Here is a 23,273-nt window from a genome sequence, read left to right as displayed (position 1 = left end):
AATATCAAATGATTAACTAAATTAATCATAATAGCTTTTAACAAAGGAGGTCTCTCTGTGGAAAGGTACAATAATCTTGACAACTTGCCTTTGGCTGATTTAAAAAAAGAAGATCTAAATAAACTAAAGAATTTAGAACATGAGCTAACTCAAAAGTACAATAACGACATTTTTGTCATGGCTCTTGAAGAAAATGAAAGCGATCAAGAAAACAAAGATAACCAAAATCGAGTAGGAGGTAGATAATTATTTTATCTACCGACCTCTCACACCACCGAGCAAACCGTTCGGTACACGGCGGTTCCTAGTTTACGCTTTAACTTGTCGATAATATTCCGAAAAGAATAGGAAACCAAATCCTTTGATTACATCATTTCCAAGGGATTTGGATAAGACGGGGCTATTGGAAATTCTCCAGTAGCCCTTTCTTGTGTTTGCATATTCCCATGCTTTGTATTTATTGGCTCCAAAGAACTTGAGCATTTTAAATTTTGTTCTCACTTTCTTCCATTGTTTCCAGTAAATCATGCGAATACGCCTTCTCATCCAACTGTCAGTATTTATTAACAGATTCTTCATATCAGCTGGTTTAAAGTAGTTAACCCAACCCATAATGTATCGGCTAAGTTTCTTTGCTCTGGCTTCGTTGCTTATTCCATAACTTCTAGATGTGAGTTCTTTTATTCTCGTTCTCATCTTTGTAACTGATTTAAGATGAACTCTTAATCTGGCTTTTCCTTTATGTCTGTAAAAGCCAAACCCAAGAAATCTTACCTTTCCTACATAGGCAACTACAGTTTTATCTTTATTTACTTTGAGAAATAGTTTATTTTCGATGAAGGGTAGTATGTTCTTCAAGGTGCGTCCGGCACTTCTTCTGCTTTTACAAAAGATTAGCAGGTCGTCCGCATAGCGGACGAATTCGTGCCCCCTTTTCTCAAGTTCTTTATCCAATTCGTGGAGCATTATGTTACTGAGGATAGGGCTAAGAGGCCCGCCCTGGGGCACGCCAACTTCTGTATCCTTATAGGTGTGTTTGATCATTACTCCTGCTCTTAGATATTTGTTGATAAGAGATATTACTCGACCGTCTTTTATTGTCTTAGATAGCACTTCTATCAATTTGCTCTGGTTTACTGTGTCAAAGTATTTCTCCAAGTCCATATCTACTACATATTTGTATCCTTCATTTATGTTTTGTTGACTTTTCTTAATTGCATCATGAGTACTGCGTCCAGGGCGAAAACCATAGCTGTTATCTGAGAATTGCTCCTCATATATTGGAGATAGTACTTGGGCTATTGCTTGTTGGATTACCCTGTCTACCACTGTAGGTATGCCTAATTTTCTTTTCTTCCCATCTTCTTTAGGTATCTCTACCCTTCTGACGGGATTAGGGCGGTATTTACCGTCCAGGACTCTTTGCCTGAGGTGGTCCCCGTTTTCTTTGAGATATTGTAGAAGTTCATCTACTCCCATCCCATCAATCCCGTGAGAGCCTTTGTTGGATTTTATTTTCTTGAATGCTTTATTCATGTTGTCTCTATCCAAAATTTCCTCTAGCAAATTCCCCTTCGACAAGTTTGCATTGGAGATGTTGTTTTCAGTTATCCTTAAAGAACTGTGCACTCCCGCATATCCTTCGTGTTCCGCACTATTCTTCTGCGGTGAGCCTTCTTTGCAGCTTTCGCCTGTCAGAAGTTGGCGGCACTTCATTCCTTTATTGGTAACAGTCATTTACTGATCTCCTCCTAGGTTCATCCCTTCCTTAATGATGTCGACCTCATCAAGTACTATGGAATCTGCTGACTTCTCATGACAAATCTTATTTCAACCGTGGTTCGAAGTTCATCTTGCCACGTCCATGAGACCTCCCACGGTAAGACGATTAACTTTCATTCCATGTACCCACATCATTTACACTGGTATGTCCGTGTAGTTGATTGGACTTCGTTTTGTATTGCAAACTCATCCCATACCTTATGCCTGATGATGTTCGTGTGCCTTGGGTCGGAATTTTGCCTTAAGCTTCCTTCAGATCCCACCTCACGATGGGCACCCTTGCTCTTGGCTAATGGTTGGTAACTACAAACCCCCATAGTGGACTTACACCACCTAGCTAATCGTCATGCATGGCGCACAATAAAAAGCGGCCGTTACTCGGCCGCTAAAAGTTTAGTAGTCCAATCAATTCTAATCCTGTACTTGTGGCCACAGCCACTAGTGAACCATATAATAAGACTGTAAATGCAGAGGTTATCATTAGTTTAGCTCCTCGATATCCAAAAGTGCTGGCTAAAGCAGCAGCTATCCAAATCCCTGTGACAGGGGTAAACAATAGTACGAATGAACTTCCAAATCTATCAATAGTTTCACGGTACTTGCTATTAGTAAGTTTTTCTAACCAAGCTGCAATTCTAGGTATATGAGATAACTTTTTTTGAGCAAATAAAATAACCGGAACTGCTGAAAAATTTCCCAGTCCGGCCCAAAATACGCTTGATATTGGGTCTAAACCCATTGCTATTGTAGCTGGAACTGCCAGATAAATTTCAAAATAAGGTATAAAACCTAATAACCACGCTGTAACTGCTAACATGATATACTCCATCATCGTTCCTCCACCTCCTTAGCTAATTGAATAAGTTTTTCTTTAATACGATCTCTTTCGGCTTTTGGAACAGTATTGAGCTCCAAGATATCCTCTAACCATAGACCATCTGCTGCTAATCTTACAATATTAGCCATATCCTCATCCTTTAAATGTTGATCATACTGCGAGGTAAAATCAGACAGCCGCTTCTGCACAGGGGCGAGTAAACCCGGGCTCAATAAGCTGGCAGCTAATACTCCCTGACTAATTTCATAAGCTTTTGATTGAAAATTAAAAGCAGCATTTATATAAGCTGTTAATGGACGTTTCTCTCCTTCAGGCATTTTTCCCATCTCTTGTTCTATCTCTCCAGTAAATAATTGCTCATAATAAGCCACTAAACCCTCAATTAAATCTTCTTTGCTGGGAAAATGGTATAACAACCCGCCTTTGCTGATTCCCGCTTCTTTAGCTACTTCTTCTAAAGTCATATCATCAACAGTTCTTTCTTTTATGATTTTGGCCGCTGCTTCAAAAATTCGGCTCTTGGTATCGTCACTCATAAAACCACCCCTTTTAATTCGAGTCAAAACAAAGTTCAAAACACAAACACTAAACAGACTTCTTAAATAAAGTTAAATCCCTAATCCCTTTAAGGCTATTCTTATTTTACCGTCCAGTCGGTATAGTTGTCAAGTATATAATATACCAAATTGAATAGAGTAAAAGCTTTAGCTGTATTAAAGGTGAATGTGGTGAATGTTGATTTCAACTAATAAATATAACAACGCCAAAGTTTAGAAAGAAGAACAAATCCATGTTATAATTATAGAAATAAAGGAAAATGAGTCAGATAAGGAGCGATGGGGCCATGAAACTTTTTGAACAAATGTGTGAAGAAAAAATACGACAGGCTGAACAGGATGGAGTATTCGATAACTTACCTGGTAAAGGCAAACCACTAGAATTGCAAGATCTTTCACAAGTACCTGAAGAATTAAGAGCTGGATATAAAATTTTAAAGAATTCGGGCTATTTACCTGAGGAAGTTCAACTTAAAAAAGAGCTAGTGAATCTAGATGATTTAATAAAAGCATGTAATGACCCTGATGAAAAACAAGATTTGAAACGCCAGAGAAATGAAAAAATGCTGCGATTTAACCAGTTAATGGAAAAACGCAGCATCAAAAAGACTTCAGCATTTAAAAAATATCGAAACAAAATAAGACAAAAATTTACTTAAACACAAGCAAAACAGTTAATCAAAGTTTTGCTTGTGTTTTTTATATATTATCACTATTGCTCCTAGTATACACGCGATCCCTAGGAAAACGAACCCGTAGCTTATAGTCAATCCCGAATGTAGAGCTTCTTTTAAAATAGCAGCTAAAAGGGGTGCGCCCTCTCCGGCCTCGGTATAGTTTTCAATTAACCCCTTAATATTTAAAAATACGGGAGCAGTTATAAAGATTAATCCCGAAACAAATAAAGAAATCCCCACCATGAGAATACCTTTTAATTTCCCTAACACTAACAATGGTATCCCAGTCAATCCGATACCGACAGTAGCAACTGCGGAAAATTCTCTTATTAAATTGACTATTGATTTTATGGTAGTCAAAGTTTCAGTAATCTCATCCTCCACGATAAAATAGCTTAATGGTAGTTGTTGCGGAAGTTGGATTTGATCGATCAAATCTTCTTTGATTACATCGTAAAAATTCTTTTGAAACTCATCGGGAAGACTTGTGAAAATTCTAGCTTGGTCTGGTGCTTCCAATTCCAAAATTCTTTTAAAGGATTCGTAATCATCCAACTGCGCTTTTAATTCTGACTCAAGTACTCCAACAGAGAGCATTAAGTTTAAAGTTTCTTCTTCTCCCTTTAAATAATTGAGAACATCAGGAACTATTTTTTGGGCGTTATCCTCTAATACTCGGGAACGATCTACTTCCGAAAGTAAATAATTAAGGGTTCGGCGTCCCTGAGGAGCGTCTTCAATATTTTTAAAATTGTCTTTTATATAAATTTCGTCAAAAGTATTATAAAAATCTATTTTGTCAAAAGTTTTCATCATAAAAGACTCTGTTAAAGCTTGTTCCATGATAACTGAAGAGGTGGCTACTAGTAAGCAAACTGTCAGTAAAATGGTTAAAAAAGATAATATCCAGTTGGAGTTACTTATAGTTCTTATCTTAGCAATTCCTTTCATGATAACACCTCTTCTTTTATATTACTCACATCACATATATTATTATAACAGAAACATCAAAACTGGTTTTAATTTTTTTAATCACTTATCCAACTAGCATCTATAAGAAAGGTATGTAATTATTTATGGCGAAATAAGTAATTAAAGGAGGCTTATTATGGAATCTCAGAAAAAATTAATTAACAAGGAAATCGATAGCATAAAAGATATTCTTGAAAATTTAAACTACAAAATATATTACAATCCTGAACTGGCTTTCCAAGAATATCAAGGAGTTGAATTTCAGAAAGAAATTCTTGAAAAGTTTGGATTCAAATTTTTAAATCCAGTAGGAGGCTTAGAAACTGCATTTATTGCCAGTTATCAAAAAGACCGGATTGATAAAAAAGTTAACCCTACTATATCCTTTCTCTCTGAATACGATGCTCTCCCTGATATTGGCCATGCCTGTGGACATAATCTAATAGCTACTGCTGCTGTAGGAGCAGCTATAGGTTTGAGTAGAGTTTTAGATAAGAGCGATAAAATAAATGGAACTATTAACGTAATTGGAACTCCTGCCGAAGAAGGTGGGGGTGGTAAAATTCACTTAATAGACGCAGGAGCCTTTCATGATACGGACTTCGCAATGATGGTCCATCCGGCTCCTAAAAATATGATCGGCAGAGGTGGATTGGCTTGTACAAAAGTAACAGTTGAGTCCTTTGGAGAAAAAAACCACTCAGCTGCTCCTCATAAGGGTATTAATGCACTCACTGCATTGATCAACGTTTTTAACGAAATTGAAATCATAAAAGGTAGTACTAAAAGCACAAATAAAATTAATGGAATTATTACTCATGGAGGGAGTGCCTCCAACGTCATACCCGACTATGCCAGAGGAGTTTTTACAGTCAGATCAGCTACAGGAGAAGAATTAGAAAATTTGTTAGACAAGATTAATAATATAACTAAGGGAGCCGAATTACTGACTAATGCTAAGCTAAAGTGTCAACACGATCTAATTTATCAGGAGCGTTATCCTAATAAATCTATGGGGGAAGCATTTAAAGCCAATCTTGAGTCCATGGAAGAACAGGTAACTTACCCTGCCAGGGACGAAATTTTAGGATCTTCCGATATTGGCAATGTTTCCAAATGCCTACCCATTATTCATCCATATATTAAAATAGCCAATGAGGCCATAAGGGGACATACTGATGAGTTTAGCCGTAAGGCAGGCGAAGACATGGCTTTTGAACAAACCATAAAATCAGCTAAAGCCATGGCTATGACAGGATACGATCTTCTAACAAGTGTAGATCTGCGAGAACAAATTATCCAGGAATTTAATTCAACAGTCTACTAAACCCTTCCCTTCGCTAGTAAATGATCCTTTCTCTAAAAAATGAATTACTAATTGAAATGTTTTTGGAGACCTATGAATTTTCTTATGCCCTAAAGGCAGTACCACCATATCTTGCATACTTGGAACCCGGGCAGAACTCACGGTTACCCGCCCATCATTTTCACCTTCTAACAATAAGCCGGAAATAATATTACTCTTATTTCCGGCTATAACACCTATCTCTATTTCCTCAGCCATTTGTGGATGTTCTAACTGGAAATCAGTAGTTTGTAGGTCTAATAATGGCTGATAGATTTTAGTCAAGGGTTTCATATATTGACACACAATATCAGCCATTTTAGAGCCTTGATTGGGAGTAGCTATAAGAATAACTTTTCCTAACTTTGCCTTTACTCCCTGATTTGACTCTAAGAAGCCCTTAATTAAGTTGTGATTTAAATATTTTTTAATTATTAATCCGCCCATACTGTGGCCTATTAAGTGAACTTTAATACTTTCTTTTTGAATTTTCTTGTCTTCAAACAAGTTTTCAAGCTTTTGTTCCAGCTCTGCTGTACAATCTTTTAATGAATTACATGCAGTAGATAGTTCTATAGCCCTAGCTTCATAGCCACATTCCTCAAACCATGTTTTAAAATCATTAAACTGGGAAGCTCTGGCGTTGAAGCCATGAACCATAACTATTAGTTCTTTCATCAAAAACACCTCTAATCGCGGCTTACCCATTGAGACGCTTTTTTAATTATTGTTTCCATTGTTTCGCACATGTTCATGATTTTTTAAGTGCTCCATACAGTACTCATAATCACCTTCACATTTAGAGCAATATCTAAATTCTAATTGTGGATCATCCTCCTCTGTTCTTCCACAAACAACACATCTGTGAAAGGGGCCTTCTCTAGTGCGAGCCTTTGACATAAATTCGCGCTTTCGCCCAGCAGCTTTAGTCCGTCTAGTTACAGTTTTAAAAAAGTATTCTCCAAAAAATAAGATGAAGTTCAATAAAGCTACAATAATAAAAATCCTTTGCGGCATTGGTGAAAATAGCAAGTTGAATCCTAAAAACACTCCCGATAAAATTGCCAAGTACTTAATTTTAATTGGAATCATAAAAAATAATCGTAACTGAAAGTCTGGATAAAGGCTAGCAAAGGCTAAAAAGAGTGACAGATTAATATACTGTGAAGTAGCTGCTGTATCTGTTAGGAAAGAGGCTGCAATAGTGCCTACTGCCCCAATTAAATAGTATAAAGTGAATTTAAAGCTTCCCCATTCATTTTCTAAAGCAGTTCCAATAATATAGTATAAATACAGTACGATAATTACAAAAATAGACCGAGCACTAGGGGGAATGAATAAAAAGGTAACTAATCGCCATACCTCTCCCTGTAAGACTAACTGAGGGTGCAACATGAGTCCAGGAATAACTCCTGCGGGGCCAGGTACAGCCAAGCTGGCTACATACACCAAAGCCATCAAACCAACAATATATGCCATTAAATTATTAATCCCAAAACGTCGATATTTTCTTTCTAGTTTATTTAACCAATTATTTATCATATCGATACCCCTTTATTAGTTTATTAGTAGTCTGATATCTCTCCTTCCAGGCTTTTTAAAGTATCACCCGCTTCTTTGGAAATCATGTCAATTACATTTTTTCTGAATGTGATACCACTCTTTTCCTTGCTCATTTTTCTTACTTCAGGAAGGCTATTACGCTCGACCTTTCTGTTCCTAAAGTAAATATCCATATCAACTAGTCGATTACCTTCTTCGTCATATTCAAGACCCATAATTATTTTCTTTAATTCTTTGGGTTCTGTCAAAGTGAATAATTTGACTTGATATACTGGTACTGACATCATAATGAAAGCTTGGTCCCTAGTCCATTCTTCATTTATGACAAAACCCAGTTCCAGATCCGATAAAACAGTATACAATCTATCCAGATGAAGAAAATATTGATCATTACTATCGTAAATATTAATCTTCAATTCATACCAATTGCTTTCTTCGTCTTCTAATCCCCTAGTAAAGAACTGCATAGCATTAGTTCTCAAATCTTTGTAAATCTCCAAAGGTACTTGGGGAATAAATAATACTTCCTGTAAAATATCCCTGCGTGATAACACTCTACTTATAGGTTTATCCGAAAATAATAAAATTGTTGAATTTCTAGTTCCTGTTTTAACTGCATCATCAAAGCTTGTTTTATAAGCAGCTGTAGCGGAGTAATGCTCAGCTAGCTGATCAATCACTTTTTTACCTGGCGTAGGAACCCGCATAACTATAAAAGAAGGTCCTGGTTCTACTTGATCAATTAAATGAGATTTTCCACAACTGATCAATTTAGCAAGGAAGTTAGTGGGAGTATCTGAAATAGAAAAGACCTGTTCGGCATTATATAGTGAAAAATTTTCAGTATCTTTTGGCTGAAAGGCTGCTATGGTATCTGCTTCACCTGCTTCATCCATAGCAGTACATACTACCCTTTTGATATCACCCTCAATTTTGATGACAGATTCTTCAATCTCGTTCAATACCCCGCGTAACTCATCGGGGGTTTCACATTTCATAAAAAGTATTAGAGGCCCTCTTCTAATAAATAACATATAATCCTCTCCCTAACAAAAATTAATTATAATAATCTCATTGATTTATTGTATTTTCTATAGTGATCAGTGCCTCGGGGATAAGAAAATCTATTTACAGTCTCGTCAGGAAACTGCATTAAATTTATGGCCTCTACTCCATTTAGTATTACAGGTTTTTTTGTATCACTAGTAAAACAACCTGTTTGTGGGAGGTCATAGTTATGACCATATAAATAATAATCACCTTGTCGATCATTTAAAAATAAATCTTCCAGATAATGAGCGCAAATAAACTCAGAGCCAGCTATTGTTAGACTATTACCAGGTGATATAATCTTTATTTCTCCATTCTGATAATATGATAAGTTGGTGATAGTATTGATACAATCATGATTACCGGGAACTACCCAAAGCTCGGTATCCAACTCTTTTAATTTCCCAACAAAATCAGTTAGTAATCTTAGATAACGGTAAGTTTGTTGTTCCTGCTCTCCTATTTTCAATTCATCGACCAAATCCCCAGTGTGAATAATATGATCAGGTTTTATACGTTCAGCTAACCTAATTATATCTCCATGAATTTCCGATGGGGTATCACTTATATGAAGTATTTGAATTTTGGAAGTATCTATGAGCTCTTCCTGTACAACTTGCTCGAATTTAAATAACTGTTTTACTTTGTCAAAAAGTTTCTTCATAATTCTCAAGCCCCATTCGGAAGATTTTTTTGAAAATTATTATCGATTACTTCGATTATAAAAAAGTAAGAAGAGAGAGTCAAATAATAATTTAGTTGACATTTTTGGGAAAGCATAATAAAATTAAAATACCCAATAGGGGTATAAGGTTTATAGTTTGTGCTTCAAAATTCTAAAGCTCTCAATTTGAAAGGAGGCAAATCAATGCCTAATTATGAATTTACATGTCAAGACTGCCAACATAAATTTTCTAAACTATCAAGCTCAGATAAAAAGAGTGAAATTATCTGTCCAAATTGTAACTCCAAAAATTTGAAAGAAAACTACGAAAATTGCTTTTCTAAAAAGGTAGTTAAAAGTTTAAGAGATCTCAACAAACTATCTAAGAGTGGCTTTGGTTGAGGTTAATGGTTCGGGGTAGTTACCCTGCTGATTATTTAAATTAAAGTCCCGCACAATGCGGGACTTTAATTATTTCTGAGCCATTCTAAGGCTATGTTACAGTAAATTTCCGTTCCCCAGATTAATATACCTTCATTAAAATTATAGTATGGATTGTGGGGTGGAAAAATTTGCTCATTTTCCTGATTATAGCCTAGCCAAATAAAGGCTGAGGGTACCTCTCGGGCAAAGTAAGCAAAGTCTTCTCCACCCGGAGCTGGTCGCTGAACCGGAATGTAGTTTTCGTCTCCTAAAACAGCCTTAATAGCTTTTTGCGCAACACAAACCATTTTTTCGTTATTTACGGTAGGTGGATAACCAAAAGTATACTCCAACTCACCTTGACCGCCCAGGGATTCTGCAGTTTTAGTCACTATTTCCTGCATCTTTTCCTTTACTACTTGTCTGATATTATCGTCAAAAGTTCTCACAGTCCCCATTATTTCAACTTCATCAGGAATTGTATTATGTGCCGTCCCACCTTGGATTGTCCCTGTAGAGACAACAGCCTGTTCAAAGGGATCGATATTTCGACTAACAATACTTTGTAAATTAGTTACTATCTGAGAAGCAATTAGAATAGGATCGGTACCCATATGCGGTAGAGAAGCGTGCACACCTTTACCTTTAACTCTAATTTTAAAGGGATCTGATGCTGCCATGATGGGCCCTACTCTAGTCCCAGCCGTACCAACATTTAAAGTGGGCCAAATATGAACTCCCACCATGGCATCAACTCCAGGTTCATCATGCAAAACACCATCTTCAATCATGTATCTAGCTCCACCACCGTTTAATGCATCTTCCTCGGCAGGTTGAAAAATTAATTTTATATTCCCAGCAAATTTATCTCTAAACTTATTTAAAACTACGGCACAGCCAAGTCCCATAGCCATATGCCCATCGTGACCGCAAGCATGCATTAGACCAGGATTTTGTGATTTAAAATCCAACTCCGTTTTTTCTTCCATTTCCAAAGCATCCATGTCAAATCTGAGGCCAATTGTCTTATCCTTTGAACCACTTAATTTACCTCTAATGACAGCAGTAAGACCAGTAGTATAATACCCTTCGACTACCTCAATCCCTAAATCTTCTAAAGTAGACTTTAGAACTTCTTTAGTTTTAACTTCACAGGCGCTCTTTTCAGGATATTTGTGTAACTGTCTCCTTTTATCAATTATCCAATTTTCGATCTCTTTGATACTGTCCGTGATTTCTTTTAACAAAAAACCACCTCAGTTTCACTCTTTTATTTATTTTAGTTCTCCTACTTCCACTTAAAATAAACAAAAACCCTGCCAAAGTTTTTAGGATCTTTCTTCACTCTGTGATATCGCTGTCTAATATCTTTTTGGTTTAAAAATCTAAGCACTCTTTTTTTTAACTGACCAGTACCTTTACCACAAATTATCTCCAGCTCTTTGGCTTTTTTCTGTTCAGCATCGTCAAAAGCTCCGTAAAGAGCTTCATTGATTTTATCACCTTTATTGTAGATAGGATGAAGGTCAAGTTTTAAACTCCTGCGCGACATCCCCTTCACCTCCTACCCAGAAAGTACTTTCATAGAGGCGCTGTTATATTTAGTTGTTAATAAGCCTGATCAGCGATTAAACTTCTTTTAAAAGTTGTGTACGGGCTGTTTTTAGAACGAGCTAAAATGGCAAAGACAATTTTATCAAACAAATATCCCAATTCACCAACTTCATCAACATCAAACAGACAACGATGAAAGTACTCAGCAACCTTTTCAGGGTCATTTTTGAAAACTCCGCAACCAAAGGCTCCTAAGACTATGGCAGAATGACCGTGATAAACTGCCAAACAAATGATTTTCTGTATTCGCTCAACCATGGTTTCTTCAATCAAATGTATATTATCAGGCTCTTTTGACCTGACTACTCCTGCATTTACTGCCGGAGCCGTAATAAAAGCAACTTGATAAGGTTTTTTTAAAAGCCTATCTTGGTCATCCCGAAAAACAGGTACCTGAGGTGAGTAAATCATATGATCGGTATACAAAGCAGAGGAGTACTGTTTGTTCTGCCGATAATACTCCTTTTGACGTGAAATGCTGGCATACAGAGCAGAAGCCCTAGAAAGGCTTTCCTCCTGGGCACCACTTCCTTTGAGAAAGCCACCTCCAGGATTTTTAGCTGAAGCAAAGTTAAGGCAAACAGGATGATAGCCAAGTTGAAGAAGACGATTGGCAGCGGCTAAAGTGGATTCAAGAGCTATTTCTAGCACCCTGTCTTTTAACTGGGATATTTCAGAGGCATTAGAAGCCGATTTACGACTAGCCAATTTTTGACTGGCATAATCTTTGATCTTGGAAAAATCCTCGGGACTATATAATCGGGTGTTTTTTACACAGTGATCAATTGAACTGCCAAGGCCTACCCATTCCTTATGATCATTGTAATAGCCACCTTTGTCAATTATTTCCAAAGTTTCCCTGGCAGTTTGTGCTCTTATCTGACTGGTATCAGATTGTCTACTCACAATAAAATCCCTCCTTGAATTCAATCAGCTCCTAATGCCAATATTTAATTATCTACAATTAAACTCCTTTTAAACTTTTTTCAAACCTATTCTGCCTCTATCCTTATCAATACTGACTATTTCTACTTGAACCACATCCCCAACAGACACTATTTCCATGGGATGTTTAACAAATTTCTCACTTAAATTAGATATGTGGATCAAACCGTCTTCTTTGATGCCAAGGTCTACAAAGGCACCAAAATCCACTACATTCCTAATTTCTCCTTCCAAGATCATTCCTTCACTAAGATCTTCAAGTTTCATAACATCTTTTTTTAACCTTGGTTTGTCAAACTCTTCTCTGGGATCATATAAAGGTTTCTTTAAACCAGTTAAGATATCCTCTAGAGTATATTTGTCGGTATCAAATTCCTGACAAAGAGACTGAATTTGATTTTTATTGTTCAATAAACTATCTACACCCGTTCTCAAAGCTTCAGAGCCTATATTTTCCGGAACTTCGTTCAGATGAGCAATTATTCCCTCGGCAATATGATAAGATTCGGGATGAATAGCGGTTTTATCCAGCGGGTTACTGCCGTCAAGTATTCTCAAAAATCCAGCACATTGCTCAAATGTCTTGGCACCTAACCCTTTAACTTCAGTTAATTGGGCTCTGCTGTCAAATCCTCCTAGTTCACTTCTGGTATTTACCATATTTTCAGCACTTTTTTTGTTAAGACCTGAAATATACCGAAGCAAATGGACAGATGCAGTGTTTACATCTACACCTACTTGATTGACAACCTTTTCTACAACAAATTGAACGGCCTCTTTTAACTTGCTCTGGGGAACATCATGTTGATATTGACCAACTCCGATAGATTTGGGATCTATTTTAACAAGTTCCGCCAGGGGATCGATTACTCGCCTGGCAATGGAAATAGCACTTCTTTCCTGGACATCTAGCTCTGGAAATTCTTCAGCTGCCAGTTTGGAAGCCGAATATACGCTGGCTCCATCTTCGCTCACTATGGCATACTGAACCTCCAGGGATAGTTCCACATCCTCAATAGTCTCGGAAACAAATTCTTCGGTTTCCCTGGAAGCAGTTCCATTTCCTATAGCTATAATTTCTACCTGATATTTATTTAGCAAAGAAATCACCTTTTTTGCAGCCTGTTCTGTTTTGTTAAAAGGAGGTGTAGGATAAATAACATCTACTTCCTGCATATCTCCTTTGTAATCTACCACTGCAATTTTACAACCAGATTTATAAGCCGGATCAATTCCCATGACATTTTTACCTTTAATGGGGGGCTGCATTAATAGACGTTCCAAATTTTGAGAAAAGATTTTGATGGCATGCTCTTCCGCTTGTTCTGTTTTACTAGTCCTCAGTTCTCTTTGAATAGATGGGATAATCAATCTTTTACAGGCATCTTTAACTGCTTCAAATACCAATTCTCTCGAAAATCCGGCATTTTCCAGGGATACCAGTTCTCTAAGGGCTACTTTATCAATTATTCTTTCTTCAGGAGAACTAAGAGAGACTTTTAAAACTCCTTCTTTTTCGCCCCTATTAATTGCCATCGCTCTATGTAAAGGCATCTTTTTCAAATTTTCCCTGTAATCGTAGTAATCTTGATATACCTTGTTTTCATCTTGAGCCTGATCTTTTAGTTGAGTTTCAAGATAGGTCTCTGGAGCTGCTATTTCTTTAACATCTCGACGATTATCCACTGTTTCTGAAATCTGTTCTGCGATAATGTCCTGAGCACCCTGCAGTGCCTCGTCAGTTGAATTAACTCCTTGTTCATCGTCAATAAAATCACTGGCTGTAGATTCAGCTTCAGCTTCAGTTTTAAGTTCTCCTTGGCGAAGCTTGTTAGCTAGAGGTTCTAAACCTTTTTCTTTGGCCTTCATACCCCGGGTTTTCTTTTTTTGCTTATAAGGTTTATAAAGTTCTTCTAATTCTTGCATTGTTTCAGATTTTTGAATAGCTTCTTTTAACTCCGGGGTTAATTTTTCTCTTTTTTCAAGAGTAGCAATTATCTCCGCTTTTCTATCCTGTAAATTTACGAGATAATCCCATCTTTCAACAATAGATCTCAATTCATCCTCGGATAAATTGCCTGTTTCATTTTTTCTATACCTGGCAACAAAAGGAACTGTATTACCTGCTTCTTTTATGAGATTGATAGCTTTGGCTACTTTTGATTCCGGAAAATTTTCTTCCTGTGAAACTTGTTTTAAGATCTTTTGATCCAAATTATCCCTCCTGATTATACTTACATAAATTGAAATTATAACTTTATTATACATTGTTGATTATTGTTTTCAACTGTATGTTTTTCTAATAAAATTAAATTACTGAGATGTTTTATACATTATGGGGGTGAACCATTTGTTTAAGAAAGCCTTGATGCCGTTAACTTTACGAGAACAGCAAGATGAGTTTTTATCTTCGGTAAGTCTCTTGGCAAAACTGTCCACAAATACAGTGCATTTATGTCATGTAATAGATTCGGGATTCACAAAATATTCCCTGGTATCAAACAAAATAAAACTTTATAAAAATATCCTGGCAGATAAGTTTCCTTCTCTCAATGTGAGTTCGGAAATCTTATCAGGGCATGCCGGAAGTAAAATAATAGAAAGTGCTAAAACATCAGAGTCGGAATTTATTTATCTACCGGCAAGTCAGCGTCACCGTTTAGGGCAATTACTAATTGGAAGTACAGCATCAGATGTGGTTAGGCTGTCTGACCGTCCAGTATTTGTCCATAAATCTCAACCAATTATAAAGTTTGAGGAATCAAATTCTGAAATTGAAAAGGAAAATAACGATCATAACAAGGGACTATTTGGGCAAGTTATAGTAGCTATAGATTTTGGACCCAATACTGATCGTACTAGCTATTCTCTTACGGAATTAGGCAATTTAGCATCTACTGTTACTTATCTACACATTGGAAAGCGGGCTGGCGATCCCTTTAGTGAGTCCAAAAGAAGAGAACATGTCCAGCAACAACTTGAAGAACTAAAGAAAGATTATCAGTGTTATTGTCATGATATCAATACTAGAGACCGAATTGGTATTCCCTCAAAAGAAATACTCAAGGAAGCAAAACAAACTCAAGCAGATTTGATCATCCTAGGTAAACTGAAAGTTAAAAGCCCTGGGGAAATTATCATGGGTACAACTGCTGAACGAGTTTTAAAAGGAACCCAGTCTTCAGTTTTAATTATTCCGTAAATAACTTAAATTGGGGTGATCAGAATGAAAATGCAAACAGTATTTATAGTTTCCCTGGCCATTACATTAATAGTTCTGGGTTTGGGTATTTTCAATCAACCAGCCTTGGAATACTATGTGGAAACGGCCTACCAAGGCATTCTCGAATATTTTGGCTGGGTTTACATGTTAGCCACCTTTTTCTTTTTGGTTTTTGCCATAGGCCTTTCATTTAGTAGGTTTGGGCAGATCAAACTAGGAGCTGATCATGAAAAACCTCAGTATAGTTACTTTGGCTGGTTTAGTATGCTATTTGCAGCTGGAATGGGAATTGGGTTAATTTTTTGGGGTGTAAGTGAACCTCTGGTTCATTATCTTGAACCCCCGGCCCATATTCCAGAAGCTTCTGGGGATGCTGCTGGCTTTGCCATGAGGTACAGTTTTTTCCACTGGGGATTACAGCCATGGGCTATCTACATTATTATGAGCCTGTCAATTGCCTATTTTTCCTTTAGGAGAGGGATGCCTCCCCTAATCAGTTCGTGCTTCTATCCCATGTTGGGAGAAAACATATACAAATTCCCGGGATACTTGATTGACATTTTAGCCGTAGTTGCAACTATATTTGGTGTGGCCACCTCCTTGGGATTGGGAGCTACACAAATTCATAGTGGTTTAAGCTTTCTCTACGGATTACCCGATGGTTTTAACATTACTTTAATAATCGTAATAATAGCTACAATTTTATATATGATTTCCAGTGTAGTAGGATTGGACAAGGGTATTCAAGCATTAAGTAAATTAAATATGTTTATTGCCTTAATTTTGATGGTATTCATGTTAATAATGGGTCCCACCTCTTATATCTTTAACATATTTACAAGTACCATCGGAACATATACTAACCGTTTACTTGAGATGAGCCTTGATACTAACCCTTTTACTGGACATGAATGGATAGAATCCTGGACTCTTTTCTATTGGGCCTGGTGGATTTCCTGGTCACCTTTTGTCGGTTTATTTGTAGCGAGAATTTCCAGAGGTAGGACTATTAAGGAATTTATCCACGGAGTGTTGCTGGTACCAACCCTGATGACATTTTTATGGTTCAGCGTATTCGGTGGAGCCGGTTTTCAACTACAATTGACCGAAGGTATCCATATAGCGGAAATTGCTCAACAGGACGCTTCCCTGGCATTATTCCACTTATTTGAAGCTTTCCCATTGGGAAGTATTTTATCGTCAGTCACTATCCTGTTACTATTTGTGTTTTTCATTACTAGTGCAGACTCGGCAACCTTCGTCCTTGGTATTTTAAGCTCAAATGGTACTCTCAATCCATCACTAGCTAAAAAGATGACCTGGGGAGCTAGCCAGTCAGGGATAGCTCTTATCCTGTTATTCACAGGTGGAATTCAAGCTCTACAACAAATGTCAATAACAGCAGCTCTACCTTTTTCAATTATTATGGTCTTGTTATGCTATAACCTATTGTCAGCCTTGAAAGAAGAAGTTTAGTCAACGAACTATACAGCACTTTTTATAGACTGTATTAAAGTTAAATGTTAATAACTGTATAACAACACCTTTTTATAAGGACTGAAGCAGTTTCTTGACCCGTTTATAAACAAAAATAGTCAAAATGCTGTTTACAGTCCCACGGAAAATATTGAAGGGAGTTGTAGCAGCTAAAATCGTCGGAAGTAATGCTTCTTGGGGAATTCCCCACAGAGGTAGTGCAATAAAATAATTTGTGAAACCACTCAGGATCACCATGGCTAGTGTTCCCATAATCATTCCCTTAACTGCACCCCTAAATGTTCTATCTCGTTGATATATAAATGCAGCCACACCAACAAAAGCAGCAGTAGCAAAAAAATTGGCCATGGCTCCAATAGGCCCTGCCAAACCTTTAGAAAATAGATACAAGAGAGCTTTGAAAAAACTCATTACTATCCCAGCTAAGGGACCAAACCAAAAACCTCCAATTAACATAGCTACATCACTGGGGTCATACATTAAATATTCCGTGAATACGGGAATCTGAACTGTTACCATCAATAATGTTCCAATGCCCACTAACAATCCCATATAAACTAATTGCCTTACATTAATTCTTTGACCTTGATTCATGGAACTCAACTCCTTTAACATGCAAAATTTTAATTTGTAAACAATGAATACAGCTATTTATATCGTATTTATCTTATCAAAAACTTAAATATAACAAAAGTTTTCATCAATATTTTGATTTGATCTGCATTAAAGAGTTGAATGTTGATAACTAGTAAAATTTTAATTTTATAACAGCGTCGAATTTAATAAAAAAAAGGGCTGAAACTGTGCTAACATCAGCAAGCTTCAGCCCTTAGAATCATTAAGGTTCTTCTACCATCATGTGAAATCTCTCTTTAATTTCTTGGGAAGACATGACTTCCCCCACTACTTTTTCTATACTCCTGAGGAAAGGTTCTTTATCTACACCTTTTGAAGGAGCAGTACAATCTGGAACTGCAATTATATTAAAATTCAATTGATGAGCATCCAATGCAGTAGCATAATAACAAATATTAGTAGGAACTCCAGCCAAAATAATAGTATTTTTCTTAAGGCCTCTTAGTAAAATTTCCAGATCTGTAGCATAGAAACCACTATGGCGACGTTTTAAAATCACATGATCATCTTCATCAGGGGTCAATTCTGAAACTATCTCCGCCCCTTTTGTTCCTTCTATACAGTGCTCTTCTCCTTCTTTACTAAGCTCTTTCCCATAATCAACCATTCCTGGTCTATGCAGTTCCTTTGTATAGATAACTGGAACTCTAAAAAATTTCATATCATGCTTGAACTTTTGTAAATTAGGAACAATCTCCCTGCACCGAGGACATTCAAAAGAAGTGATTTTATCTAAAAAATCATTTTGCATGTTGACGATCAACAAGGCACAGTCTTCGATATTAATGTGTCTTGGAGAACCCATAAACATTCCTCCTTAAAGTTTATTTCATCAACATTATATTGTTTTAAAAGTTAAATGATTACATCACTCTTTTCTCCTTAATTCAAAAGATTAAATTCACAAAAAAGACGGCCTGTTTTAGGCCGTCTTCGATAACTGTTAGTTTTATAATCTTTTTACAATATCTCTCGCAATTGCCACTCCACAGGCACTGGCCTGGGCTAATCCACGTGTGATTCCAGCTCCATCTCCACCTACGTAGAGATTTTTTATCCCGGTTTCAAAATTATTATTTAGTAATGGCCTGGAAGAATAAAACTTAGCTTCTACACCGTAAAGTAAAGTGTGATCTGATGCTATACCTGGCGTTACTACGTCTAGTGCTTCAATCATCTCGATGATACTAATCATAGTACTATAGGGTAGTACTAAACCTAAATTCCCGGGTACCGCTTCCTTTAGAGTGGGTTCAATAAAGCATTCATCAATCCTTTTATCTGTTGAACGGCGCCCTTTCATAACATCACCATAACTTTGAATCAACACACTGCCTTCGGATAGATCATTAGCCAATTTAGAAATTGATTTGGCATATTCCACAGGTTTGTTAAAGGGATATGAAAATTTATGAGAAACTAATAAAGCAAAATTTGTATTATTGCTCCCACGATTTTTATCCTTGTAAGCGTGTCCATTAGCCAACATTACACCACTATGATTTTCTATAACCACGTGTCCCGAGGGATTATTACAGAAACTTCTCACTGTTGTACCTACAGAAGTTCTGTAGAGAAATTTGCCTTCATAAAGATTTTTATTAATCTCTTCCATAATTGTATCTAAAGTTTCCACCCTAACACCTATATCCACCTGATTACTGCTCACTTCTTGATCGTATCTTTGCAATATTTTAGTTAGCCATTCCGAACCATCTCTTCCGGGTGCTATTACTATCTTATCGGCGTAATACTCTTCATTATCCTCTGTCAGTAAACCGTGGATTTCATAGGAGCTAGAGTCTTGTTGGTTATTAGATTTAGTAATAAAATCTGCTACTTCGGTTTCAAAAACCATATCCACCTTTGTTTGCAAATTGTCAAAAATATCAGTTAGTATTTGGAAATTCTGCTCTGTTCCCAAATGTTTAACTTTTGCTCTGAGTAATTTTAGACCTGCGGCCAACCCGCGTTTTTCAATATTTTTAACTTCACTTGTAGTAGGATCTGATACCTGAGATTTTGCCCCATGACTGACATTGATCTCATCAACGTATTTGATCAATTCTAACACCTGAGAGGGAGACATGTAATCAGTGAGCCAACCACCAAATTCAGTAGTAATATTAAACTTTCCATCTGAATAAGCACCTGCACCTCCAAAGCCATTTGTAATAGAACAGTTTGGATAGCAGCTGGCTATATCTTGTTTTTTAGTGGCATGTGGACACTTGGAAACTTTATTTTCTAAAATCGGACAACTTCGTCTATAAATATCGCGGCCTTTTTCCACTAGTAAAATATTTAATGATGGATTTTGTTCAATGAGTTCATAACAGGTAAAAATTCCAGTAGGACCTGCACCTACAACAATCACATCATATTTTTTCACTGTTTTTCAGCCCTCCTAATTAAATTCTAGCACCCAAGTGTTTAATTATAACAGAATACCAACAAAAATCAATTGTAATTATATTTTACTGTAATTATATTTTACATCATAAAAAAATAACCGTAAATCTATCAGGATAAGATTAAAGATTCCCTGACTAACAGTATAATAGCTATATAAGGAAAAATACTAAAAAAAACTATAATTACATAATTACTAATCCAACAGATGGATATTAAAATTCTAATAATTTAGGGGAAGAAGTGAGGGATAAATATTTTTAAATCAGTCCTTGAAAAAATAAAAACTAAGCTTAAGACAAAAAAACAACAAACTTCCGATGGTGAGGTCCTCCACCACTGGCTGCGTACTGATATGAACTTAGAGGACCGCTCCCAGTTTATTAAGGAAAAAACTTTAGATAAAAAAATATATACCAATTTAGATCAGATCAAATCATATTTAGGAAGCAGTTACGATTTGCAGATAAAGCAATTCGTAATTGGTCATAAAGAAATTCAAGGAGCTGCAGTGTTTCTGTCAGGCCTGGAAGATCCCAGGGCTATTGAAAGAATTATTGGAGATCTTACCAGTGAACTTCACAAAGCAAACCTGACTCCTGAAAATCCCAAGGAAGCCTTTAATATTGCTCACCGTAAAATCCTTAGCAATGAAGATATGTTGCCCACTGATAATTTTGCCGACATTTTTAATAAAATTTTAATCGGTGAAACGGCAATTTTGATAGACGGTGTCTCACAGGCTATACTCTGTGACACAAAGGAGTGGGAAACCCGAGGAATCGAAGAGCCTGAAGCAGAAAAAACGATTAGAGGGCCTAGAGAAGGTTTTATAGAATCTTTAAGAGTGAATACTGGGCTAGTCAGGAGACGGATACGCAGTCCAAATCTGTGGATGGAAAAAGTCACAGTAGGACAAGAAGCGGGAAATGAAGTTGCTTTTGCTTACTTAAAGGGGTTAGCCCATGAAGATCTAATAAATGAAGTTAGACACCGCCTGGAAAATATTGATTTAGATGGAGTTTTAGAAAGCGGATATGTGGAAGAAATGATTGAAGATACCCCTTTTACTTTATTCCCTCTAACTCATAGAACGGAACGAGTAGATATAGTGTCGTCAGCTATTCTAGAAGGTAAAGTAGCCATCTTTACCGATGGCACTCCTTTTGTAATGATCGTCCCCATCAAATTTTTAGAATTGTTACAAGCACCAGATGATTATCACGAAAAATTCCCAGTAGGTACCCTAATAAGACTTGGAAGACATATAGGCTTTTTATTTTCAATTTTCTTTCCAGGAGCTTATGTAGCAGTGATTAATTTCCATCCTGAACTTCTACCTACTAGTTTAATGCTACAGATAACAGCCGCTCGACAGGGAGTTCCTTTCCCCGCCGCCATGGAAGTACTATTAATGGAATTTCTATTTGAACTTTTACGTGAAGCAGGCCTTCGCCTGCCTGGCATGATTGGCCCTGCTTTAGGAATTGTAGGCGCTCTAATTCTCGGGGATGCAGCCATTGGAGCTGGACTGGTTTCACCTGCAGTCGTGGTTGTTGTCGCTTTAACGGCAATTTCTTCTTTTATAGTTCCAGCTTATTCTCTGGCAATTGCCGGTAGGATAACCCGGTTTATCGCAGTCTTATTTGGTTCTGCCTTTGGTTTATTTGGAATTCAATTTGTATTTTTACTTCTGGGACTACATCTGTGTTCACTTAGATCTTTTGGTTATCCCTATATGGCCCCCGTTGGACCATTAATTAAGTCTGATTGGAAAGATGCTATTTTAAGAGTACCCTGGCCACTACAAAAAACAAGGCCTAAATTAGAAGGTGGAAAAGACCCTTCCAAACAGAAAACCCAATTTCCAAGTCCACCCCAAGGCTTAGAAACAAGTGAAGATCAAGATCATGAAGAACAACCTGAAGTAGAAAATGATAGTGATAGCAAGGATAGTTAGGGGGAAAATTGTGCTGCAAGAAAAAATAGCTAATAGACAATTACTGTTTATGATTTTTCTAGTACGAGCAACAATTGCTATAGCATTTTTACCTGTGTTAACAACTGGAAATGCCGGACAAGATGCTTGGCTGGCTACAATTATTATGACATTTACAACGGTTGCTCTGATATTTTTAGTAGTGGGGCTAGGAATTAAGTTCCCCGAGCAAACCATTGTAGAATACAGCCAGGATTTACTGGGAAAATATCCGGGAAAACTAATAACTTTATTAATACTTTGGTTCTTTCTACACATGGCAGCTACTGAAGTGAGAATTTATGGGGAATTATTGAATATAGCTTTTTTACCCAGAACTCCACTGGTTTTTGTAATTGGAGCCATGGTGTTTTTAGCTGCTATTACTGTATATATAGGAGTAGAAGTTTTAGGAAGAATGGCGGATCTATTATTTCCCTTTTACATATTCTTAATTGGTATTTCCATATTATTGCCGTTGCCAGAACTAGTACCAGAAAACTTTGAACCAGTACTAGCTGGTGGGCTAACTCAAGTAATGAGTTCAGCTCTAACCCCTACAGCTATAGGAAGCCAGGTTTTGGTCGTCACAATTTTGCTTCCCAGAGTTGTCGAACCAAAAAAGGGAATAAAGACAATAATAGTAGCTTTTACTGCAGCAAATCTATTGGTACTGTTAATCTCCATAGCAGTAATTGGAAAACTTGGATCAGTTGAAGGAGCAAAGGCAGTTTTTCCTTTCTTACTCACAATTAGAGCTTTAGAGCTCAGTGAATATATAGAAAGGTTGGAAATTTTTGCAGTCCTGGCCTGGGGAATGGGAATATATATATCACTATCTGTATATTTATACTGTGGAGCAAAAGGACTTTCACAGTGGTTTGGTCTCAGGGATTATCGCCCTTTAACTTTTCCAATGGCTATTGTATGGGTAGTTATGGCTATGCATTCCTTTGAAAGTATTTTTCAGATTAGAAATTTCTTTGCTCCTGAAGTTTTCTTTCCATATGCTATGACAGGGTTTTTACCCTTTATATTGTTGTGGGTCAGTTACGTATTTAAAAAACTAACCAAATCGAACTGATTGGAGAACTGTA

The 23,273-nt window shown here is 36.8% G+C and carries 23 protein-coding genes; 8 read left to right on the top strand and 15 right to left on the bottom strand.

Annotation, left to right across the window (positions count from 1 at the left end):
* The first annotated feature begins 57 nt into the window (after positions 1-57).
* On the top strand, positions 58-246 hold the full coding sequence (locus NTHER_RS03280) for a hypothetical protein (protein WP_012447104.1): 189 nt from the start codon (positions 58-60) through the stop codon (positions 244-246).
* A gap of 63 nt (positions 247-309) precedes the next feature.
* Here the strand turns inward: NTHER_RS03280 and ltrA are convergent, their stop codons facing one another.
* The 3 genes from ltrA to NTHER_RS03260 all read right to left on the bottom strand — a co-directional run bounded on the left by ltrA (position 310) and on the right by NTHER_RS03260 (position 3,156).
* Complete coding sequence (gene ltrA, locus NTHER_RS03275; protein WP_012446632.1) at positions 310-1,737, bottom strand: group II intron reverse transcriptase/maturase; 1,428 nt, start codon at positions 1,735-1,737, stop codon at positions 310-312.
* Positions 1,738-2,167: 430 nt separating this feature from the next.
* Complete coding sequence (locus NTHER_RS03265; protein WP_012447103.1) at positions 2,168-2,614, bottom strand: small multi-drug export protein; 447 nt, start codon at positions 2,612-2,614, stop codon at positions 2,168-2,170.
* Entirely contained in the window at positions 2,611-3,156 is a 546-nt protein-coding gene (locus NTHER_RS03260; protein ID WP_012447102.1) for a TetR/AcrR family transcriptional regulator, read from the bottom strand. The genes NTHER_RS03265 and NTHER_RS03260 overlap by 4 nt, the downstream gene beginning before the upstream one ends.
* A gap of 308 nt (positions 3,157-3,464) precedes the next feature.
* Here NTHER_RS03260 and NTHER_RS03255 point away from each other — a divergent pair, with 308 nt between their 5' ends.
* Positions 3,465-3,836, top strand: coding sequence for a DnaJ family domain-containing protein (locus NTHER_RS03255; RefSeq protein ID WP_012447101.1), 372 nt, complete (start codon positions 3,465-3,467; stop codon positions 3,834-3,836).
* Between the two features lie 15 nt (positions 3,837-3,851).
* Here NTHER_RS03255 and NTHER_RS03250 read toward each other — a convergent pair whose 3' ends face one another.
* Positions 3,852-4,805: a hypothetical protein gene (locus tag NTHER_RS03250; protein ID WP_012447100.1), complete on the bottom strand. Its 954-nt coding sequence runs from the start codon at positions 4,803-4,805 to the stop codon at positions 3,852-3,854.
* A 157-nt stretch (positions 4,806-4,962) separates the two neighbouring features.
* Here NTHER_RS03250 and NTHER_RS03245 point away from each other — a divergent pair, with 157 nt between their 5' ends.
* Positions 4,963-6,153 carry an amidohydrolase gene (locus NTHER_RS03245; protein WP_012447099.1) on the top strand — a complete coding sequence of 397 codons (1,191 nt, stop codon included), beginning with the start codon at positions 4,963-4,965 and terminating at the stop codon, positions 6,151-6,153.
* Here NTHER_RS03245 and NTHER_RS15015 read toward each other — a convergent pair.
* From NTHER_RS15015 to NTHER_RS15010, 4 genes are read right to left on the bottom strand one after another with little or no spacing between them, the layout of a single operon-like run.
* Complete coding sequence (locus tag NTHER_RS15015) at positions 6,139-6,849, bottom strand: serine aminopeptidase domain-containing protein (protein WP_012447098.1); 711 nt, start codon at positions 6,847-6,849, stop codon at positions 6,139-6,141. The genes NTHER_RS03245 and NTHER_RS15015 overlap by 15 nt on opposite strands.
* 42 nt (positions 6,850-6,891) lie before the next feature.
* The gene (locus NTHER_RS03235; protein ID WP_012447097.1) at positions 6,892-7,713 is read right to left on the bottom strand and encodes a rhomboid family intramembrane serine protease; all 822 of its coding nucleotides are present in this window, start codon (positions 7,711-7,713) and stop codon (positions 6,892-6,894) included.
* Positions 7,714-7,736: 23 nt separating this feature from the next.
* Positions 7,737-8,768, bottom strand: coding sequence for a hypothetical protein (locus NTHER_RS03230; protein WP_012447096.1), 1,032 nt, complete (start codon positions 8,766-8,768; stop codon positions 7,737-7,739).
* Between the two features lie 26 nt (positions 8,769-8,794).
* On the bottom strand, positions 8,795-9,448 hold the full coding sequence (locus tag NTHER_RS15010) for a metallophosphoesterase (RefSeq protein ID WP_012447095.1): 654 nt from the start codon (positions 9,446-9,448) through the stop codon (positions 8,795-8,797).
* A 204-nt stretch (positions 9,449-9,652) separates the two neighbouring features.
* Here NTHER_RS15010 and NTHER_RS03220 point away from each other — a divergent pair, with 204 nt between their 5' ends.
* A complete protein-coding gene (locus NTHER_RS03220) occupies positions 9,653-9,850 on the top strand; it encodes an FmdB family zinc ribbon protein (RefSeq protein ID WP_012447094.1) in 198 nt (65 codons plus the stop codon).
* Positions 9,851-9,915: 65 nt separating this feature from the next.
* Here the strand turns inward: NTHER_RS03220 and NTHER_RS03215 are convergent, their stop codons facing one another.
* From NTHER_RS03215 to NTHER_RS03200, 4 genes are all read right to left on the bottom strand, one after another.
* Positions 9,916-11,118: a M20 metallopeptidase family protein gene (locus NTHER_RS03215; RefSeq protein WP_012447093.1), complete on the bottom strand. Its 1,203-nt coding sequence runs from the start codon at positions 11,116-11,118 to the stop codon at positions 9,916-9,918.
* A 41-nt stretch (positions 11,119-11,159) separates the two neighbouring features.
* Positions 11,160-11,423 carry a Smr/MutS family protein gene (locus NTHER_RS03210; protein WP_012447092.1) on the bottom strand — a complete coding sequence of 88 codons (264 nt, stop codon included), beginning with the start codon at positions 11,421-11,423 and terminating at the stop codon, positions 11,160-11,162.
* A 56-nt stretch (positions 11,424-11,479) separates the two neighbouring features.
* On the bottom strand, positions 11,480-12,391 hold the full coding sequence (locus tag NTHER_RS03205) for a TIGR02452 family protein (protein ID WP_012447091.1): 912 nt from the start codon (positions 12,389-12,391) through the stop codon (positions 11,480-11,482).
* Between the two features lie 69 nt (positions 12,392-12,460).
* Positions 12,461-14,644, bottom strand: a complete 2,184-nt coding sequence (locus NTHER_RS03200) for a Tex family protein (RefSeq protein ID WP_012447090.1) — start codon at positions 14,642-14,644, stop codon at positions 12,461-12,463.
* A gap of 136 nt (positions 14,645-14,780) precedes the next feature.
* On the opposite strand from NTHER_RS03200, the gene NTHER_RS03195 reads away from it, so the two are divergent.
* Both NTHER_RS03195 and NTHER_RS03190 read left to right on the top strand, forming a co-directional pair.
* Positions 14,781-15,632 carry a universal stress protein gene (locus NTHER_RS03195; protein WP_012447089.1) on the top strand — a complete coding sequence of 284 codons (852 nt, stop codon included), beginning with the start codon at positions 14,781-14,783 and terminating at the stop codon, positions 15,630-15,632.
* A 24-nt stretch (positions 15,633-15,656) separates the two neighbouring features.
* Positions 15,657-17,129 carry a BCCT family transporter gene (locus tag NTHER_RS03190; protein ID WP_012447088.1) on the top strand — a complete coding sequence of 491 codons (1,473 nt, stop codon included), beginning with the start codon at positions 15,657-15,659 and terminating at the stop codon, positions 17,127-17,129.
* Positions 17,130-17,201: 72 nt separating this feature from the next.
* Here the strand turns inward: NTHER_RS03190 and NTHER_RS03185 are convergent, their stop codons facing one another.
* From NTHER_RS03185 to NTHER_RS03175, 3 genes are all read right to left on the bottom strand, one after another.
* Positions 17,202-17,744: an ECF transporter S component gene (locus NTHER_RS03185; protein WP_012447087.1), complete on the bottom strand. Its 543-nt coding sequence runs from the start codon at positions 17,742-17,744 to the stop codon at positions 17,202-17,204.
* A 244-nt stretch (positions 17,745-17,988) separates the two neighbouring features.
* Positions 17,989-18,591 carry a cysteine hydrolase family protein gene (locus NTHER_RS03180; RefSeq protein WP_012447086.1) on the bottom strand — a complete coding sequence of 201 codons (603 nt, stop codon included), beginning with the start codon at positions 18,589-18,591 and terminating at the stop codon, positions 17,989-17,991.
* A 144-nt stretch (positions 18,592-18,735) separates the two neighbouring features.
* Positions 18,736-20,178 carry an NAD(P)/FAD-dependent oxidoreductase gene (locus tag NTHER_RS03175; RefSeq protein WP_012447085.1) on the bottom strand — a complete coding sequence of 481 codons (1,443 nt, stop codon included), beginning with the start codon at positions 20,176-20,178 and terminating at the stop codon, positions 18,736-18,738.
* A 375-nt stretch (positions 20,179-20,553) separates the two neighbouring features.
* On the opposite strand from NTHER_RS03175, the gene NTHER_RS03170 reads away from it, so the two are divergent.
* Together NTHER_RS03170 and NTHER_RS03165 are read left to right on the top strand one after the other, a co-directional pair.
* Positions 20,554-22,158: a spore germination protein gene (locus NTHER_RS03170; RefSeq protein WP_012447084.1), complete on the top strand. Its 1,605-nt coding sequence runs from the start codon at positions 20,554-20,556 to the stop codon at positions 22,156-22,158.
* A 10-nt stretch (positions 22,159-22,168) separates the two neighbouring features.
* Positions 22,169-23,260, top strand: coding sequence for a GerAB/ArcD/ProY family transporter (locus NTHER_RS03165; RefSeq protein ID WP_012447083.1), 1,092 nt, complete (start codon positions 22,169-22,171; stop codon positions 23,258-23,260).
* The last annotated feature ends 13 nt before the right edge of the window (positions 23,261-23,273 follow it).

The organism is Natranaerobius thermophilus JW/NM-WN-LF, from assembly GCF_000020005.1.
Classification (GTDB): Bacteria; Bacillota; Natranaerobiia; order Natranaerobiales; family Natranaerobiaceae; genus Natranaerobius; species Natranaerobius thermophilus.
The sequence above is the reverse complement of the archived record's forward strand: the minus strand, read 5'-3'. Positions and strand labels throughout refer to the sequence as shown.